At 39.6% G+C, this 17,703-nt stretch carries 16 protein-coding genes; 10 read left to right on the top strand and 6 right to left on the bottom strand.

Features of this window, described 5'->3' with window-relative positions; all coding sequences use genetic code 11:
* Window positions 1-196 precede the first annotated feature (196 nt).
* Window positions 197-439 (top strand): hypothetical protein, encoded by a 243-nt coding sequence (locus AC4CVF_RS11685; RefSeq protein WP_490789491.1) that lies wholly within the window; start codon window positions 197-199, stop codon window positions 437-439.
* 352 nt (window positions 440-791) lie between these two features.
* Window positions 792-1,778 carry an AraC family transcriptional regulator gene (locus AC4CVF_RS11680; RefSeq protein ID WP_490789490.1) on the top strand — a complete coding sequence of 329 codons (987 nt, stop codon included), beginning with the start codon at window positions 792-794 and terminating at the stop codon, window positions 1,776-1,778.
* A 205-nt stretch (window positions 1,779-1,983) separates the two neighbouring features.
* On the opposite strand, the gene AC4CVF_RS11675 is transcribed toward AC4CVF_RS11680, so the two are convergent.
* Complete coding sequence (locus AC4CVF_RS11675; RefSeq protein WP_490789925.1) at window positions 1,984-2,682, bottom strand: DUF1826 domain-containing protein; 699 nt, start codon at window positions 2,680-2,682, stop codon at window positions 1,984-1,986.
* 597 nt (window positions 2,683-3,279) lie between these two features.
* Here AC4CVF_RS11675 and AC4CVF_RS11670 point away from each other — a divergent pair.
* The 5 genes from AC4CVF_RS11670 to AC4CVF_RS11650 all read left to right on the top strand — a co-directional run bounded on the left by AC4CVF_RS11670 (window position 3,280) and on the right by AC4CVF_RS11650 (window position 8,193).
* On the top strand, window positions 3,280-4,527 hold the full coding sequence (locus AC4CVF_RS11670) for a dienelactone hydrolase family protein (protein WP_336954115.1): 1,248 nt from the start codon (window positions 3,280-3,282) through the stop codon (window positions 4,525-4,527).
* Window positions 4,528-4,544: 17 nt separating this feature from the next.
* On the top strand, window positions 4,545-5,303 hold the full coding sequence (locus AC4CVF_RS11665; RefSeq protein ID WP_490789489.1) for an SDR family oxidoreductase: 759 nt from the start codon (window positions 4,545-4,547) through the stop codon (window positions 5,301-5,303).
* Window positions 5,304-5,391: 88 nt separating this feature from the next.
* Window positions 5,392-6,630, top strand: a complete 1,239-nt coding sequence (locus AC4CVF_RS11660; RefSeq protein WP_336954112.1) for a styrene monooxygenase/indole monooxygenase family protein — start codon at window positions 5,392-5,394, stop codon at window positions 6,628-6,630.
* Window positions 6,631-6,658: 28 nt separating this feature from the next.
* Entirely contained in the window at window positions 6,659-7,195 is a 537-nt protein-coding gene (locus AC4CVF_RS11655) for a flavin reductase family protein (protein WP_419360162.1), read from the top strand.
* Between the two features lie 50 nt (window positions 7,196-7,245).
* Window positions 7,246-8,193 carry a SphA family protein gene (locus AC4CVF_RS11650; RefSeq protein WP_336954111.1) on the top strand — a complete coding sequence of 316 codons (948 nt, stop codon included), beginning with the start codon at window positions 7,246-7,248 and terminating at the stop codon, window positions 8,191-8,193.
* Between the two features lie 116 nt (window positions 8,194-8,309).
* Here AC4CVF_RS11650 and AC4CVF_RS11645 read toward each other — a convergent pair whose 3' ends face one another.
* The 5 genes from AC4CVF_RS11645 to AC4CVF_RS11625 form a co-directional block, all read right to left on the bottom strand.
* Complete coding sequence (locus AC4CVF_RS11645) at window positions 8,310-9,368, bottom strand: AraC family transcriptional regulator (RefSeq protein WP_336954110.1); 1,059 nt, start codon at window positions 9,366-9,368, stop codon at window positions 8,310-8,312.
* A 581-nt stretch (window positions 9,369-9,949) separates the two neighbouring features.
* On the bottom strand, window positions 9,950-10,981 hold the full coding sequence (gene antC / locus AC4CVF_RS11640; RefSeq protein ID WP_490789488.1) for an anthranilate 1,2-dioxygenase electron transfer component AntC: 1,032 nt from the start codon (window positions 10,979-10,981) through the stop codon (window positions 9,950-9,952).
* A gap of 11 nt (window positions 10,982-10,992) precedes the next feature.
* Window positions 10,993-11,484, bottom strand: a complete 492-nt coding sequence (gene antB, locus AC4CVF_RS11635) for an anthranilate 1,2-dioxygenase small subunit (RefSeq protein WP_336954107.1) — start codon at window positions 11,482-11,484, stop codon at window positions 10,993-10,995.
* A gap of 2 nt (window positions 11,485-11,486) precedes the next feature.
* Window positions 11,487-12,902 (bottom strand): anthranilate 1,2-dioxygenase large subunit, encoded by a 1,416-nt coding sequence (gene antA, locus AC4CVF_RS11630; RefSeq protein WP_419328771.1) that lies wholly within the window; start codon window positions 12,900-12,902, stop codon window positions 11,487-11,489.
* A 419-nt stretch (window positions 12,903-13,321) separates the two neighbouring features.
* Complete coding sequence (locus tag AC4CVF_RS11625; protein ID WP_419360167.1) at window positions 13,322-13,714, bottom strand: DUF4440 domain-containing protein; 393 nt, start codon at window positions 13,712-13,714, stop codon at window positions 13,322-13,324.
* Between the two features lie 363 nt (window positions 13,715-14,077).
* On the opposite strand from AC4CVF_RS11625, the gene AC4CVF_RS11620 reads away from it, so the two are divergent.
* The 3 genes from AC4CVF_RS11620 (at window position 14,078) to AC4CVF_RS11610 (ending at window position 17,703) form a co-directional block, all read left to right on the top strand.
* On the top strand, window positions 14,078-15,421 hold the full coding sequence (locus AC4CVF_RS11620) for a spinster family MFS transporter (protein ID WP_004721612.1): 1,344 nt from the start codon (window positions 14,078-14,080) through the stop codon (window positions 15,419-15,421).
* Between the two features lie 90 nt (window positions 15,422-15,511).
* Complete coding sequence (locus AC4CVF_RS11615) at window positions 15,512-16,513, top strand: AraC family transcriptional regulator (protein WP_336954104.1); 1,002 nt, start codon at window positions 15,512-15,514, stop codon at window positions 16,511-16,513.
* 83 nt (window positions 16,514-16,596) lie between these two features.
* The gene (locus AC4CVF_RS11610) at window positions 16,597-17,703 is read left to right on the top strand and encodes an NAD/NADP octopine/nopaline dehydrogenase family protein (RefSeq protein ID WP_490789924.1); all 1,107 of its coding nucleotides are present in this window, start codon (window positions 16,597-16,599) and stop codon (window positions 17,701-17,703) included.

Raw genomic sequence — 17,703 nt, 5'->3', positions numbered from 1 at the left:
TAGTTTTTTTAATTTGGTCGTATTGATTAATCATTTAAAGTTAAACTCATACTAATCTAAAAAAAGAAAACTGTATGTTCTGTTTATACGATTGATTAGATAAAGTAACTGAATTTAATTAAAGGGCATAGATGAGAATGTGAGGTTTGAGGTGGGTAGTAAAGAGGGCTGAACTTGGTGGAATAGTTCTAAACGAATGAAACTAGACTACAGCAACATAAATAAACCCAAAGATGATTTTAACCTGACTGTTAAAATCATTAGCCAGTATCTTAAGCATAAGGAATTGCAGGATTGGCAACCAAGAGAGTATATCAATGATATGGTTAAATGGCAGAGCATGGTGTGTCAGAAACAGGAGGTAGATGCCGAGCCATTAGTGGTGTTAGATAGTCGCTATGATATTAAATTAATTAAATTTTATTGGAATACTTATTGAAACTTTAAGTTGATTAGCGTCAAGAAACTCTATAATTATTTGTTATATTTGAATTTATCTAGCCTTAATAATATATGCTTAGATTTTTTAAATGACAAGCTAAAGAAAATCGTGCTTTTTAATTAATGGTCTGATCATAAATTCTGGAAAAATTTTGAAAGGGTACTTTTACGTGAAAATTACATACCCAAATAGTATATAAGTTCTCAATTAAATTTGTTATAAAGAATGATACAAAATTGATTTTGTACATTGTTTATAAATGGATACTACTCAATATTTTAAATAAAAGAGATTGGCGCATAATTTGCTAATTAAAACAAATATTGAGTGTTAGCTAGGTGAAAAGAATATGTTATCACTAAGCCAAGAGATGGATCTAAATCACTATTCCCGTCAGGCAGAATTTGCACACAGTTTAATGTCCTCAATATGTGGGGAGCACCATTTAGATACATGTGGTCGAAATGTCTTAGATTTTCATTATGAAGGGATTCGATTACCCCACAAGCGTATGGCAATCGGTAAGGTCAGTTATGGCGCAAATGTACTCATTAACACGTCTAATTTAAGAGCATATAGTATTAGTTTACCGATCCAAGGTAAGCAGACTTTAGCCATAAATGGTACCAATTATATTTCTAGTACTGATAAAGGGCTAATTTTATCTAATGCAGATTTACAAGATTTAGCGATTGATAAAGATTGTAAAAAATATCAAGTGGTTATTCCTGAGAAAAGTATGCAGAAGGTGTTAGGCGAATTACTACGACAGTCTGTTGAAGAGCCCGTGGTTTTCAATCCTGAAATGAGTTTGAATATTGATCAGGGGATCGGGATGTGGTGGCAAAATATTGATCATTTTTTGTTGCTTCGATCTCAATACAAAAGTATGCAGGGCTTACAACTTTGGTCAGAGGATTATGAAAATTTCCTGATTAAAGCTTTATTACTCTCGCAAGAAAATAATTATTCGAGCTTGTTAAGATCCTTATCTGATCAACAAGCGCCAGAATACTTACGTAAGGTGTGCGACTATATTCAGAAGTATGCCCATGAAGAGATTCGTGCAGAAGATCTGCTAAGATTAGCTGGCGTATCAAAGTCTAAATTATATGCTGAATTTCAACAGTATTATGGAACAAGTCCTTTGACTTTTTTACGTAGATATCGTTTACAACAAGTTTATAAGACTTTAAGTACCTCTATGGATAAAAATATTTCCATTTCAAAATTAGCTTTTGATTGGGGATTTAATCACTTGGGTCGTTTTTCACATGAATATCGTGAAGAATTTGGAGAGAATCCAAGTGAAACTAAGAATCGAGTAAAAATATAATTTGTTAATATATTCGTGCTTTTAAACTGATTTTATCCAAAATTTAAAAGCGCTAATAAACTACTTTAATCACTTACTTAAAGTACGAGTCGTTGATTATTTTAAAATGGAATTAATCAGCATTCTTTACAAACTGGTGCTTTAATCATTCTTTTTAAACTTGTCATATCGAGAAGCAATTTTTCTCTATAGATCAGATGCTGATCTAACAAATTAACAACAACCTATACTCGGCATCCTTTTCAATGGGCGCTCGATGAACGCAAGGTAAAACCTGTTGTGTTGGATGATCTACTGCTAAGCGCCAAAGATGTCCTGATCCTAAGTTTACAGGTTCTGAGTCGGGTTTTGGCTGGTAATGCAGATCAAAAAAATACTCTTGCAGAAAGGTTTCAAATTCTGCTTCAGGACCGTCATGTAATGCTTTAAGCTCTTCCCTGATTTCTGGAATTAAAATCTTTTGTTCTACTTGATCATTGGAGATGATGTCACTGGCAGTGCCATGATAGGTACATAAAAAAGTATCTGTTTCAATGGGCGAACGATCAACATGAAACGAATACACATCTGTAGAAATGAAATCCAGATCTTGGTCCCGTTCATAATGTTTAAGTAAATTCAGTGAAGGCGATGCGCCGAAATCAGTTAGAAGCTGTATATCCCTTAAGATGATATCTCTTGCTAGAATTCCTTTTTCTGAAAGTTGTAATGCTAAAAGATCTTCAGTAGAAACTTCGGTAATATTTTCTTTTAATTCAAGTTTAGACACAATTTCTTTAAAATCACCCAGCAAATCTCTGTTCCAACAAATAGCATTTATCTCGCCTTGAAATGTCGTATTTATAAGTTCTGAAAAAGTCGTTACTACACGAACTTGATTGTTGTCAGAAAATGCAGGCTGCATATTAGAATTTAATAAATCAGAAACCATGTCTAATATATTCACTCAGCTTGGTAGAATCAGCTTTATAGAAGTTGGGACGAATCACACAGAAGCGTGCATTACATGTAGCGTTAGACATAGCTTACTGAACAACAGGGTATTGTTGCAATGTATTGCTAAGTGAGATGGTTTTAATAATGAGTTCTATTGAGAAGTTTTGCAAAATTGCAGATTTATTTATTTAACTATGGCTTTCTGATCTGGTGAGCAAAATCTTGTTTAAGATAATGTTGTTCAGAATAGTAGATGACAAGATATTTATAAAAAGTGACAATCAGCTTATATCATAAGTCCTTATTAAAACCATAATTCAACATAAAAGCCCTCTCATCCTCGTCTCAGCCCAAAGGTAATTTCAATATCAAAACGATTCGCTCAATATGCTCATTTTTTGATTTATGAAAAAGATCTAATGATTTCTAAAATAAATTTTATGCAATGAATTTGCATCTTTCATAGTATTCCGCACTGATTGGATAATCCTCGCAGATTTTGGACAGACGTTAAATACCTTTCACAGACATGATAACGCTAACGGTTAGGTCTGGAATGGATGAAATGTCAGGTCAATATATTGAAGTAAAAACACAAACAGGGAAGTCATTTGCTGGGTATTTGGCAAGTGCAGAAGGCGGAAAAGGGCCTGGAATTGTACTGTGTCAGGAAATTTTTGGTGTGAATGCAGCAATGCGTATCAAGGCTGATTTTTTGGCTGAGGAAGGCTATACCGTATTGGTTCCAGATTTATTCTGGCGTACTGCACCCCGCATTGAACTGGGTTATACCGAGCAAGATTTTCAAAAAGCCTTCGAGCTTTATCAACACTATGATGAAGATCAAGGTGTCGAAGATATTCAAGATAGCTTGAATTTTCTCAAAACTTTAGAGAGTTGCGATGCCAGTGCAGGCTTAGGTGTCGTGGGATATTGTCTGGGTGGAAAACTGGCGTATCTGGCAGGTTGTCGTATTCCTGAAGTGGCCTGTGCTGTGGGTTATTACGGGGTAGGAATCGAGAAGACACTCGATGAACTTGAAAATGCCAAAGGGCGAGTAGTTTTACATATTGCTGCATTAGACAAGTTTACACCGCCAGAGGCACGCCAAAAGATTCTGGATGCTACCGCCCAATATAGCAATGTTCAGGCTTATGTCTATGAGGGTGTAGATCATGCCTTTGCCCGACCAAATAGCGAACATTATCACAAACCCTCCGCACGTTTTGCTCATGAACGCAGTATTACCGCACTGCATCAAAGTATCGGACCAGTTTATGATTTGGTTGCACTTTGGGAAGCGCATATCCGTTATGAATTTGATACACGCGATGTACCTGCCACTATGGCAACCATGGTGGCGCAACCCTATGTCAATCATATTCCAACATTGACAGGTGGTGTGGGATATAGCCAACTTGCCCGCTTCTATCAATATCACTTCGTTCATCAAAATCCTAAAGATATGAAGATCACGTCGATCTCACGCACTGTTGGTTCAACACAGGTGGTGGATGAATTCATTATGAGTTTTACCCATGACAGTGAAATTGACTGGTTACTGCCGGGTGTCGCGCCAACAGAAAAGTATGTTGAGATTCCTATGCTGGGTGTGATCCAGTTCCGTGGCCCAAAACTATGCCATGAACATATCTACTGGGATCAGGCATCCGTTCTGGTTCAAATTGGATTACTCAATCCTAAAGGGCTACCTGTTGCTGGTGTAGAAACTGCTCAAAAACTACTGGATGAAGATTTGCCATCCAATACCCTCATGCCATCTTGGTCAAGCAGCGAAGGCAAATCGTTTTAACTATCTAGGAGTGGAATATGGATATTCAATTGAATCAGAAAATCGCTGTGGTCAGTGGTGGCGCCACCCTGATTGGTCAGGCCGTGGTTCAAGCATTGGTCGATGCAGGCGCAAAAGTCATTATTCTGGATATTGACCAACAAGGGCAGCAAGTGGCGGATGCCATGCATGGGCAGGCGCAATTTATTCAAACTGATTTAAGCAGTGATGTGGCGATTGTAAACGCAGTAAAAACAATTCACGACAGCTTTGGCAAAGTTGATTATTTGGTCAATCTGGCCTGTACCTATCTGGATGATGGCTTTAAATCCTCACGTGAAGACTGGCTACAAGCATTGAATATTAATCTGCTTTCAGCAGTCGAACTGACCCGTGCGTTTTATCAAGATTTAAAAACCAAGCATGGTGCGATTGTCAATTTCACCTCGATCTCCGCCAAATTTGCGCAAACAGGGCGCTGGCTTTATCCCGTTTCAAAAGCAGCGATGCGACAACTTACCCAGTCCATGGCGATGGATTTTGCAGCAGATGGGGTTCGGGTTAATTCGGTATCACCTGGTTGGACATGGTCACGGGTGATTGCTGAAGTCAGTGGCAATAACCGAAGCAAAGCTGATGCCGTAGCAGCTGACTACCACTTGCTGGGACGTCTAGGTCATCCCGAAGAAGTGGCCAATGTGGTGCTGTTTTTACTCTCGCCAGCCGCAAGTTTTGTGACAGGCGCAGATTATTCCGTCGATGGTGGTTACTCCGTTATGGGGCCTGAAGGGAATTAACCTGCTATTCCACGTTTAGCCGATGACGCGTGATAGCAAATCAAACATTTAAAACACTCAATGAATTAAAAAATATGGGAGAACCATGATGCGTCGTATCGCTATAGTAGGAGCTGGTCAATCTGGATTGCAGCTCGGTTTAGGATTATTAGACACAGGTTATGAGGTGACGATTGTCACCAACCGTACTGGTGATGAAATTCGTCAGGGCAAAGTCATGTCAAGTCAGTGTATGTTTCACACAGCCTTGCAAACAGAGCGTGATGTTGGACTTAATTTTTGGGAAGAGCAATGTCCAGCGGTGGAAGGGATTGGATTTACACTGGTCAACCCAGAAACAAAACAGCCTGCCTTTGCATGGAGTGCGCGATTGGAGCGTTATGCACAATCGGTAGATCAGCGCGTCAAGATGCCGTACTGGATGGAAATGTTTGAGCATCGTGGTGGTCAGTTGATTATTCAAGATGTTGGGATAGAGGAACTGGAACAGCTCACTGCTGAATATGAGCTGGTCTTACTGGCCGCAGGTAAGGGGGAAGTAGTTAAACAGTTCGAGCGTGATGAAGCGCGTAGTTGTTTTGATAAGCCACAACGCGCGCTTGCCTTGACCTATGTGACAGGTATGAAGCAAATGTCGCCGTATTCACGTGTGACTTTTAACGTAATTCCAGAAGTGGGTGAATATTTCTGTTTTCCTGCGCTTACAGTTACAGGTGCTTGTGAAATTATGGTGTTTGAAGGCATTCCCGGTGGGCCGATGGATTGCTGGCAAGATGCAAAAACACCAGAACAGCATTTGCAAATGAGTAAAGATATTTTAAACAAATATGTGCCTTGGGAAGCAGCACGTTGTGAAAATATTGAATTAACCGACGCTGGTGGCTATCTGTCTGGACGTTTTCCACCGGGAGTGCGTAAACCGATATTAACCCTGCCATCTGGTCGTAAAGTTTTTGGTATGGCCGATGCGTTAGTGGTGAACGACCCAATCACTGGGCAAGGTTCAAACAATGCCGCCAAGTGTAGCAAAATTTATTTCGATGCCATTTTAGCGCATGACAATCAAACATTTACAGATGAATGGATGCAACAGACATTTGAACGTTATTGGGCATATGCCGAAAAAGTCGTGGCTTGGACCAACAGTTTATTGTTGCCACCACAACCGCACATGATTGAGCTTTTGGTGGCGGCTGAGCAGAACCATGCCATTGCTTCGAGTATTGCCAATAATTTTGATAATCCACGCAATTTTGCCCCATGGTGGTTTGATCCAGAACAGGCGCAGCGTTTTATCGAATCGAAAAGCTGTCAAAAAGTGGCTTAACAGGGAAGCAAAGTCAAAGGTGAATGTTATGAATATCAACACATCGCAGGAACTGGATTTAAAACCGATTGATACGGAAAATCCAAGAGAAATCCGCAACCTGTTAGGGCAGTTCGCTACAGGGGTTACGGTGATTACAACCCGTGGACGAGATGGACGAAAAGTTGGGATGACAGCCAACTCGTTTTCTTCACTATCACTCGATCCTCCGCTGATTTTATGGAGTTTGTCAAAGACTGCACCAAGTTTATTAGATTTTACTGAGGCCGAATATTTTGCAATTCATATGCTGGCACAAGAACATCACTCACTTTCAGGGCATTTTGCCCGTGGTTCAGAGGATAAGTTTGCCAACATTGCACATCGTGAGTGTGAGCGCGGTTTACCGTTACTAGAAGATGTATTGGCAACATTGGTATGTAAAAACGTAAATCAATATGAAGGGGGGGATCATCTGATTTTTATTGGTCAGATTGAACATTATCAACATCGTATTGGTGAGCCCTTGGTGTTTCATGCGGGCAAGTATCGTATTGCTGCAGCACATCCAGAACTGAGTATTTAACAGCAACAATCACGATCAATTTTGATCGTGATTTTTTTCGGGGATCGAAAATGAAAAATAATGTGATCAAAAGAGGTTTTCTTGCTGGAACAGTGGTCTTAACAGCGGTTGCAGCACAGGCATATGACTTGCCGACGGTGAATCTGGGCATGACCAGTTTTCTGGATGGTGGACTGCCTGCTGGGCCGGGATGGTATTCTCAAACTTATCTGCAAAATTATGATTCGAACAAGTTAAAAGACAATCAAGCTCATCGGTTAGCTTTACCCAAGACCGACTTAAATTTTCAAGTCATTGTTGAACAAGTTAGTTATCTGTCCGATGTGCGTGTAGGTGAACACGCATCGTTAGGATTGAATTTACTGATTCCATTTGTCAGCAAAATGGATATGGAGGATGGTTTAAATAATGCTGCGATTAAAGCCCAAGGGGGTTTTGGTGATCTGATGATTGGGCCATTTATCCAGTTTGACCCAGTCATGGGCAAAGATGGTCCTAAATTTGTACAACGTTTTGAATTTCAGGTCAATTTACCGACAGGGAAATATGATCAGAATAAAAATATTAATCCGGGCAATAATGCTGTCTCATTTGATCCATACTGGGCAGCAACTTATTGGTTTAATCCAAAGTGGACGGTTTCTACACGTCTGCACTATTTGTACAATTTTAAAAATGATGATCCAAATTATAGCTTCGGTCTTGCAGATGATATTCAGGCAGGGCAAGCAATCCATGCCAATTTTGCAACAGACTATGCGCTTACACCACAATTACGCTTAGGGATCAATGGTTACTGGCTCAAGCAAATTACTGACACGGAAGTAGAGGGTGAAAAATTAACAGGCACACGTGAACAAGTGTGGGCGATTGGACCGGGGGCGATGTATAGCTTTTCTAAACATGATCATATCGTGACAAATGCCTATTTTGAACAGGATGCAAAAAATCGTCCTGAAGGAACTCGTTTGCAATTACGTTATATTCATCACTTCTGATGTGAAACGCTATGGCAATATCCTGACAGATATACTTGACCTATTTAGATACGTCTAAATAGGTTTTTAACTTTTTATATTCAATAAAATCTCTTTAACTAAATCTCATCGGTTGCTTAAGAATATGGCTTAAACCTGAGATCTTGCTGTTCAAGGGTGCTACGGCGTGTACAAGAGGGTAATTCACCATAACGACGTTTATATTCCTGAGAAAAACGCCCAAGATGACTAAAGCCCCATTTAAACGCGACATCTGTGACTGAGACATGCTCATTTTGTAGGAGTTCCATATGCGCTTGTTCAAAACGCAATTCTTTTAAGTATGACATTGGAGTGGTGTTTAAAAAGCTTTTAAATCCTGCAAATAATGTACGTACGCTTACGCCTGCCTGTTCAGCCAATTGTTCAATGGTTAAATTTGCGTGTAGATTTTCACGCATATAGGCTTCAGTACGTTTGACAAAATAAGGTGAAATGGCTTTTTCTCTGTACTGATCGATTTGATGCAATAAGCTGTTTGCTTGGCCGTAAATCAGGGCATTGAATAGACTGGATTCAAACTGCTTAAATGCCATTGGGTGATGTAAGGGATGTTGTTCACAAGCAAGTGCATCCATCAATGTACGCATCAATTGGAAAAAATAAGCACCGCCTTGGGTAGAAAGATCAAGCTTGGGTTCAAAAATAGGAGGGTGCTGCTGTGCGTCTGGAAGATGCTGGCGGCAGTGCTGTAAAAGGTCATCTTTATCAATTTTGAGAATCAGCTGTGGGGAGTTGGCATGCCAGCGCATTTTTAGCGATTGTTCGGGTGAAATTAGAGAGGCAACTTGCGGATAAGAAATAAATTTTTGTTGATTCATTTCAATTTCTGCATATCCCTGTGTTGGGATTTGAATCAGATAAAATTTTTCTAAATGGTCAGGTTCAATATAGACATCGGCACTGTATTCAAGACGACTGATGGATAATCGTCCTGCTTTAAGATGGTGCATGGATGAGTGAAAATCATGTTGCTGTTGTACGATTTTTAATAGATGTGGTTTGAAGATTTGCCCAACACTTTTGCAGGTTTCGCCCAAGTCTTGATGGTGAAAGACTAAGTTTTGTGATGAAAAAATGGGGCATTGCTGTAAATGACGTCCATTGAATTCCATAGTAGGATCGACCTGACTCATAAATATTCCTTTTGGCTGGCTTGTTTATTACAGCTAATCTTTATGTCACATGATGACCTGATTAAAAATGCACTAAACAATACTTAAAACTTTAAGTGGCTGGCAGTGATATAAAGAGTTAAGCAAAAAATAGACCAAGTAAAATACCTCGATACAACATATTTTTAGTCTAGTTTGGCGTGATCAAATCAATAAAAACGTCATAGTATTTTTAAAAAAATAAAGGATAGCATTGATCATTCTTTGTACTCTTTATATGATCCTATTCCTTAAGATCTATCCCTATGTATAGCAAATCTGACTAAAATGATCAATTTGTTTTTGGTTGTTTTTATTGGTTTAACTCATTGAATAATATAGTTATATTAAAAATCCTCATATTATTTTAAATATCAGGATATCACCAAACTGAAATATTCAGGCCACGTAGAAAAAATATCCAAATTCCATCAATAAATCATTCTATGATCTCGCTATTTAATAAGTTTTTTTGCCCAATTAAGATTAGAATCATCTTGAGCTTAACCCTGCTGTGAGTTGGTGTCATATCTTAAGATATGACACGCATTTTGTTGTTAAAACTAAGTTCTAACTGTATTGCTCTGTAAGAATTTCTCACTGTAAATCGAACAATCTTCGATAGATTGCTCATCTAGCCAAGATTTAACGGCTTCGATCATCGGTGGCGGGCCACATAAGTACATGTCGAAGCGTTGTTGTTGAAGTTGTTGTTTATCCAGATGTTGATGGATATAGCCTGATTTTCCTTCCCATCGTTCTGAGGCGCTTGAAATGATCGGATGATAACTAAAGTCTTTGATCTTTTCTGCATAGGCGATCAAACGCTTTTGTTCACATAGATCGGCTTCTGCATTGACGCCATAATAGAGTTGCACTGAGGGTTGATTTGGTTGATCGGCAATATTATCGAGCATACCTAAAAAAGCCGATAAGCCTGTACCACCTGCAATAAAGATCAGAGGGCGTTCAGCTTCACGTAGGTAAAAACTACCTAAAGGTGCTTCCATCATCAGACTTTGTCCGATCTGACAACGTTCTCTGAGATAATTACTCATTACACCATCTGGCAGCAGACGAATTAAAAACTGAAGTTGATTGTTGGCATTGGGACGATTGGCAAATGAATAAGAACGCCAATCGTCAGTCTCTGGAATTTGTAAACGTGCGTATTGACCCGGTAAGAAATTCAGTTCTTTGTCAAAACTACTGGCATCCAGATGCAAGATCGCGGTGGTTTCTGAAACCAATTCAACAGCAGTAACCACCGTGGTAATTTTTAAAGTTTCACCCGCATTACAGATTTCAGAACTATGATCGAAATAAAAAGCGGCATTAGACTTAACCCGTGTTTGGCAAGCTAGCATTTTACGTTCAGCCAAATCACGTTCGCTTAATGCATCCTCATCGACATATTCTTGTTCATAAATACCCGTTTCACATTTTCCCTGACAGGTTCCACAAACACCTTCGCGGCAGTCGAGCGGGAGGTGGATTCCTTGACGAACCGCTGCATCCAACAGTAATTCGTCTTCCTGTACCGCGATAAAAAATGTTCTACCATCGGCAAAGTTGAGTGCAACAGAATGACTCATTGTATTTCTCCTTAGACGTGATAGAAATCGAGAACCGAATCTATCTTGTCATTAAGCAATACGCTGTGTTGACGACGAATACGGAAGCTATCTTCAGTTGGACGGAGCAAATAAGTGGCATGACCATAAAAGCATCCTTCAAGGCCCTGACGATTATAAAGCGTGCGCCAACTTACCTTTGCCTCAACCAAACCATCTTCCTGAGTCTTTACTTGTACATTGTGAATATTATGTTGAGTGCGCGGTAAAGGCATTGCAGAAGCTGCTTTTCCAGTGCGGATACGGAACACACGATCTTCAAGTCCTGAACGATCGGGGTAATAAATATAGGACAAGCCTTGATTGGGATCTTGAACGTAGTGATGGTCATCAATCCATTGTGGGATATGATATTCGCTGTCTTCATCATAGAGTTCGAGGTAAGCATCCCAATCATAGCGATCACACAGTTCTGCCTTTTTATACAGGAATTGAGACACTGCAAAATGAAGTTCTAGAGACATGGTTACACCTCATCCATAACAGATTGATTTAAAAAAGTGACTTCTTGCATCTTAAGTGCTTTTTTATTGAGCCCATTGAGGAGCAGGCGTTGCCAGTGACCATGCTGGTTGACATATAGCCCTTCATGAGTAAATTCACGCCCTGTGATCACGGGTTCAATACCAAGATCTTGTGAATTTTGTGATGGGCCATAATTCCATTGGTGATAACCGCGTGAGATATCACTCCAGCGTTCTAAACGACCCTGAAAGCCTTTTTGTTGTTCGCGGAATTCCACTAGATCATCTGGCGTACCCAGTCCTGATACATTGAAAAAGTCTTCAAACTGACGAATACGGTTACGACGTGCCTCCGCTGATTCACCTTTGACACCAATACATTGGCTGATGACTTCGGTTTTATTCCACGCCACAGGACGGACAATACGCAGTTGTGAACTGATCTGATCCATAAAGAACAGGCTTGGATAAAGGTTGAGGTTACGTAAACGATGCATGGCCCATTTAGCGCGTTTTTCCCCAAACCTTTCCAGCAGATAAGGCATCACCATATCATAACCAGGACGTACCGCTGGATTTGGCATATCACTAAACAGCACACTATGTCCATTTTTAAAACTAAACCAGCCATCATCTGTTTCGGCATCACCCGCACCTAATTTACTATAATCAAGTGTGTCAAGTTCACTGCCATTAGCTGCGTTAACTTGCTGGCGATGTTGAACGGTGGAAACATAGTTATAATGCACGGTACTAACATGATAGCCATCCAGACCATTTTCATTTTGTAGTTTCCAGTTACCTGCAAAAGTATAAGCAGATTTACCTTGTAATACTTCAAGCTCACCTGTTGGTGATTGATCAACCATCAAGTCAAGGAACACTTTAGTATCACCTAAAAAGTCTTCCAGTGAATCTGTGGCCTGAGTATCCAGACTGACAAAAACAAATCCACGATAGCTGGCAATACGGCCTTGTTTTAAACCACGGCTGGATTTATCAAAATCTTCACAATATTCATTTGGCGCTTTGACCTTAACCAAACGCCCATCCGACTTATAACACCAAGCATGAAACGGGCAGGTGAATACAGACTGATTGCCTTTGGCCACACGGGTCAAGGTTGCACCACGATGCTCACAGGCATTGACCATGGCATGTAGTTCGCCTTTACCATCACGGCTGATAATGATTGGTTGTCGGCCAATCTGTACTGTAATGAAATCATTGTTATTGGCAATTTCACTTTCATGGCAAGCATAAATCCAGACCTTTTCAAAAATGAGTTCCATTTCGAGATCAAATAGTTCTGGTTCGGTAAACATATCGCGAGCTATTCGATAAACACCATCATTTGGTCGAAAATCGATACAGCTGTGTACAAAATTTTGCCATTCGGCGAGGTTACGTGCAGTCATGGGCTCTTCCTCTATTCAATCAGTCCTTTGTTTGATTGAACCGCGATTTAAAGAAGGGCTCTATCCAGATTTTCCATGTGTTTATCCACTTTATGCAGATTAAATGTTTGGATACATTTTTGTGGAGGAGATTGCGACAGGATTTTTCAATCTGTTTTATACATAACAAGATGCATACTTTTGAAATAAATAGGGTCTGTTGACAATTCGTCTATGTTTGCGACTATTTTGAATTGGACTTCACCGTAATTTTGTTTTTAAGTAAAATTTTTAATGATGGGGATGAAAACAGACAAAGTATTTGCTAAAAGCAGTGTCTAAGCTTTAAGTCGCAACTCGATCATTTATATTCTAAATTGATATCTTATTGAACTTAAAGCGTTGCATTGAAAAATGAAGTTATTATGACTGACAATTATTTAAGGTAAAAAAGTTTCCTGTAAATAGCTCCACTGCATTTTTCCTTGAATTTCTTCAATAAGCGCACATGAACGTCGAACTAGAACTCCTGATTCCTTGGTATGTTTTTCAGTATAGGTGAGAACAATGCTTTGTTCAGTTTGCATCAAAATTTGTTCATCATAAATTTCGATCTGTAGATCTGGCATCTTGCCCTGATTATTGCTAAACAGACCTTTGACATCGGCTAAGGACAAGCGCTTTCCAGCTGCACCGACCATCTCAAAATGATCGGAAAAATATTCAATAAGTAGGGGAAGATCTTGTTCTGTATGTTTCCCGTTAAAAATACGTTCAATCAGTACGTGCATGCTATGTATACTTTCAATTGCATCTTGTTTTGACAGCGGCATATCCATTTCCTATGAGAGGTGTATTTTCTATATTATGTAAAAATAAATGTAAAATTCAATATTATTTTAAAATTAAATTTTTAACGTATGTTTCAAGAACCTTCCAAAAAATAATTTCCAATTTTTAAAATATATTATCTTATTGATATATAATACTTTAAATAAAATAAATTTGTTCAAGTTGAGCATTGTGAAGTAAAAGGTATAACTATATACTTAAAATAACATGGAAAATTCCATGTAAAAATAACTATAGTGGGTTAAGCTTTTATCAAGAAGGTGGATAGGAAATGGATATTTCCTTAAATACGCGACATCTTCTTAAAGATACCAATCATAAAAATGCATGGACAAGGAAGAAAAATGGATACTCATTCACCAGAGTCAACGGGCTCTCATTCAAATACATATGCATGGTATGTTGTTTCACTTTGCATGTTGGCTTATATATTTTCATTTATAGATCGGCAAATACTGGCATTGATGATTGAACCAATTAAGGCTGATCTAGGATTGTCAGACACCCAGTTTAGTCTATTGCATGGTCTCGCCTTTTCACTGTTTTACGCCTTTATGGGGTTGCCACTGGCCTATTTGGCAGACCGATTTTCTCGACCAAAAATTATTGCAGTCGGGGTAGTGTTTTGGAGCATTGCAACTGCATTTTGTGGCTTAAGTAAAAACTTTATTCAACTGTTTTTAAGCCGTATGGGGGTTGGAGTGGGCGAAGCTGCTTTATCTCCAGCAGCGTATTCAATGTTTAGTGATATGTTCAGTAAAGACAAATTAGGCCGTGCTGTTGCAGTCTATTCAATTGGTTCATTTGTCGGTGGAGGGATTGCTTTTCTGGTCGGTGGTTATGTGATTGGCTTGCTTAAAAATATGGACACCATTCAGGTTCCTTTATTTGGTGCATTAAGAGCATGGCAGGCGGCATTTATTATCGTAGGCTTACCTGGGGTGTTTATTGGCTTACTGGTGTTGCTTACGGTGAGAGAACCGCAACGCAAAGGTCAGCGTTTAAATGCACAAGGTCAAGTTGAAAAGACCAATATGAAAGATGCGTTTAAGTTTATCAAAAAACATAGTCGTACTTTTACTTGCCATTATTTAGGTTTTACTTTCTATGCAATGGCGCTGTATTGCTTGATTAGTTGGTCACCAGCATTTTACATGCGTAAGTTTGGCCTTACACCGACAGAAGCAGGCTATATGCTAGGCACGGTGTTATTGGTGGCAAATATTCTTGGCGTATTCTGTGCAGGCTGGCTCAATGACTGGTTTATTCAAAAAGGACGTAAGGACGCACCAATGATTACCGGTGTGATTGGAATTGTGGGATTAATTTTACCAATTATGGTCTTTACCCAAGTCAATGAGCTGTGGCTTTCTGTGGTATTTCTTGTCCCTGCCATGTTTTTTGCCTCTTTCCCAATGCCAATTTCAACCACAGCAATGCAAATGCTGGCACCGAATCAGTTGCGCGCACAAATCTCAGCTGTATTTTTGCTGATCAGTAATTTGGTTGCAGTTGGAATTGGTACCACGTTGGTGGCATTGATTACAGATAAAATTTTTGAAAATCCACTGATGGTGGGGATGTCTTTGTCTATCGTGGGTACGATTTCATGTGTGTTGGCATTTATCTTATTGAAAAAGGGCTGTAAGGCATTTAGTGCCAGTATGCAGCAGGAACATGCCTCTTAATTCAATGGTGTTCTCAATCAGTCACAACGCCCATTCTTTGTAATGGGCTTCGTGACTTGTTTGGTCAATCCATAATCAGGAAGTGAAAGAATGGAACAGTTTTTCAAATTGGATTATCTGGATGAACTGCTATTGTTTAAATCGGATGATTATCAAACCATTAAAGATCAGGTCAGTTATTATTTAAGCCCTCATCGTTTTGAGGTGGAAGTGCGTGAACCGCTAAATACCCGTTTAAATGGTTTTCGCTTTGGAAATTGTGCCTTGTACGATCTTAAATACAGTGCTCCTGTGATAATCACCATTGATGAGGTTTCTGATTTTTATTTATTTCGATTGACACTGGAAGGCCAATGTAAAGTCGGTATAGAAGACCAACAGGTGCTACAGTCAGTCGGGATTATGTCAATTACGCATCCACATACTCAACAGCAAATCCAGACCAATCAGCATTGCCGAAATATTATTTTAAAACTTGCTCAACATGATGTAGAAACCCAATTGTTTAAAATGTTGGGGCATACCAGTCATGAACCGGTTATCTTTGATATGAGTCTGTCCTGTACCGAGGAAGGCATAGACTCGATTATTGAAACCCTCAATTATTTGTGCCATGCCTATTATCATATTCAAAATTGGAGCTTTATCTCAGCAAGTTTTACCCAGTATTTAATTGAACTGATTTTATTAAAGATTCCAAATAACTATAGTGACCAGCTTAATTTACAAAGACAGTATATTTTGCCCGGCTATTTAAAAAAAGCACAAAAATATATTCAGAATCATTTAGAACAACCGATTTCATTAGCGGATTTAAGTCAGTGTTGTGAGGTGTCGATCCGCACATTGCAAAAAGGCTTTAGTCAGTATTTACAACAAACACCAGTCGAGTATATCCGTGATCAGCGACTTGAACGGGTACATTTGGCTTTACAGCATGCTCAAACCAATGAAACAGTGACGGATATTGTGTTGCGTCATGGCTTTCAAAGTTTAGGGCATTTTTCTACGCTGTATAAAAAACGCTATGGGTGTTTGCCCTCTAAAACTTTAAAAATGAGTCCTGTTCAAATGAGTACAATGCTTTCGTAACCCGAACAGGTGTTGCGTGTTTGGATAAGCCAGCAGGTTATTGCGCTTCTATGATGAATTGAAATAAATCAGGAAGAGCAATGATGAAAATTACAGTTTTAGGTGGCGGCCATGGATGTTATGCAGCTGCGGCAGAAATGGCTGAAAAAGGGCATGAGGTGCTGTTATGGCGCCGTGATTCAGATGCTTTACAACAACTTGCTGCCACTGGGCAATTAAAGATTAAGGATTATCAGGGCGATCGTACTGTGACGGTGGGTTTTGAAAAGAGTCAGATTAATTTGTCTGATGATTTGCAAAGCGCCATTGAACATGCCGAGTTGATTATTATTCCATTACCTGCGACCACACATGATGATTTAGCCCATCAAGCAGCGCCATTTTTTAAAGCAGGGCAAGTGGTGTACTTACCACCAGCGACATTTGGTAGTTTTATCTTTGCCAAGGCGATGCAACAAGCAGGCAACACTGCGCAAGTGGCATTTGCAGAAACGGGAACTTTGCCTTATCTGGTGCGTAAACATGGGGTGAATCAAATTGTGATTAGTGGTTATGCGACCCGGTTACCCACAGGCGTGTTTCCAAGCGTATTGTCACAACAGGCATTTCAAGTGCTTAAGCAGGCATATCCTAGCGTTGAACCCGTTGAAGACAGCTTAAGTGGTGCATTGATGAATGCTGGACCGATTATTCATCCACCTCTGATTTTGATGAATGCAGGTCCACTTGAACATTTTGAAGCGTGGGATATTCATAACGAAGGTACTCAACCCTCAATTCGTCGTGTCACCAATCAACTCGATGCGGAACGAATGCAACTGCGTGAAGCATTGGGATATACAGCACCACATTTTCCTTTGGCGGATCATTATAATCATGAAGGTGAGGGTGATGAATGGATGTATGGACGTGGGGCACATGGAAAATTAACCGACAGCGGTGACTGGCGTGAGGATATCGACTTAGATTCACATCGCTATATGTTAGAAGACACTCGTTTAGGATTATCTTTTTTAGTTTCTGTGGGACGTTGGGCAGGTGTTGCAACCCCTGTTGCTGAAGGATTGTTGAATATCGCGTCAGCGGTCACGGGTAAGGATTTATATCAACAAGGACGTACTTTTGAGCGTTTAGGTCTTGCGGATAAAAGCCCAGCAGAACTGCAAGCGATTTTGCAACAAGGTGTCTAA

Source organism: Acinetobacter sp. LipI_19, from assembly GCF_058242925.1.
The sequence above is the reverse complement of the archived record's forward strand: the minus strand, read 5'-3'. Positions and strand labels throughout refer to the sequence as shown.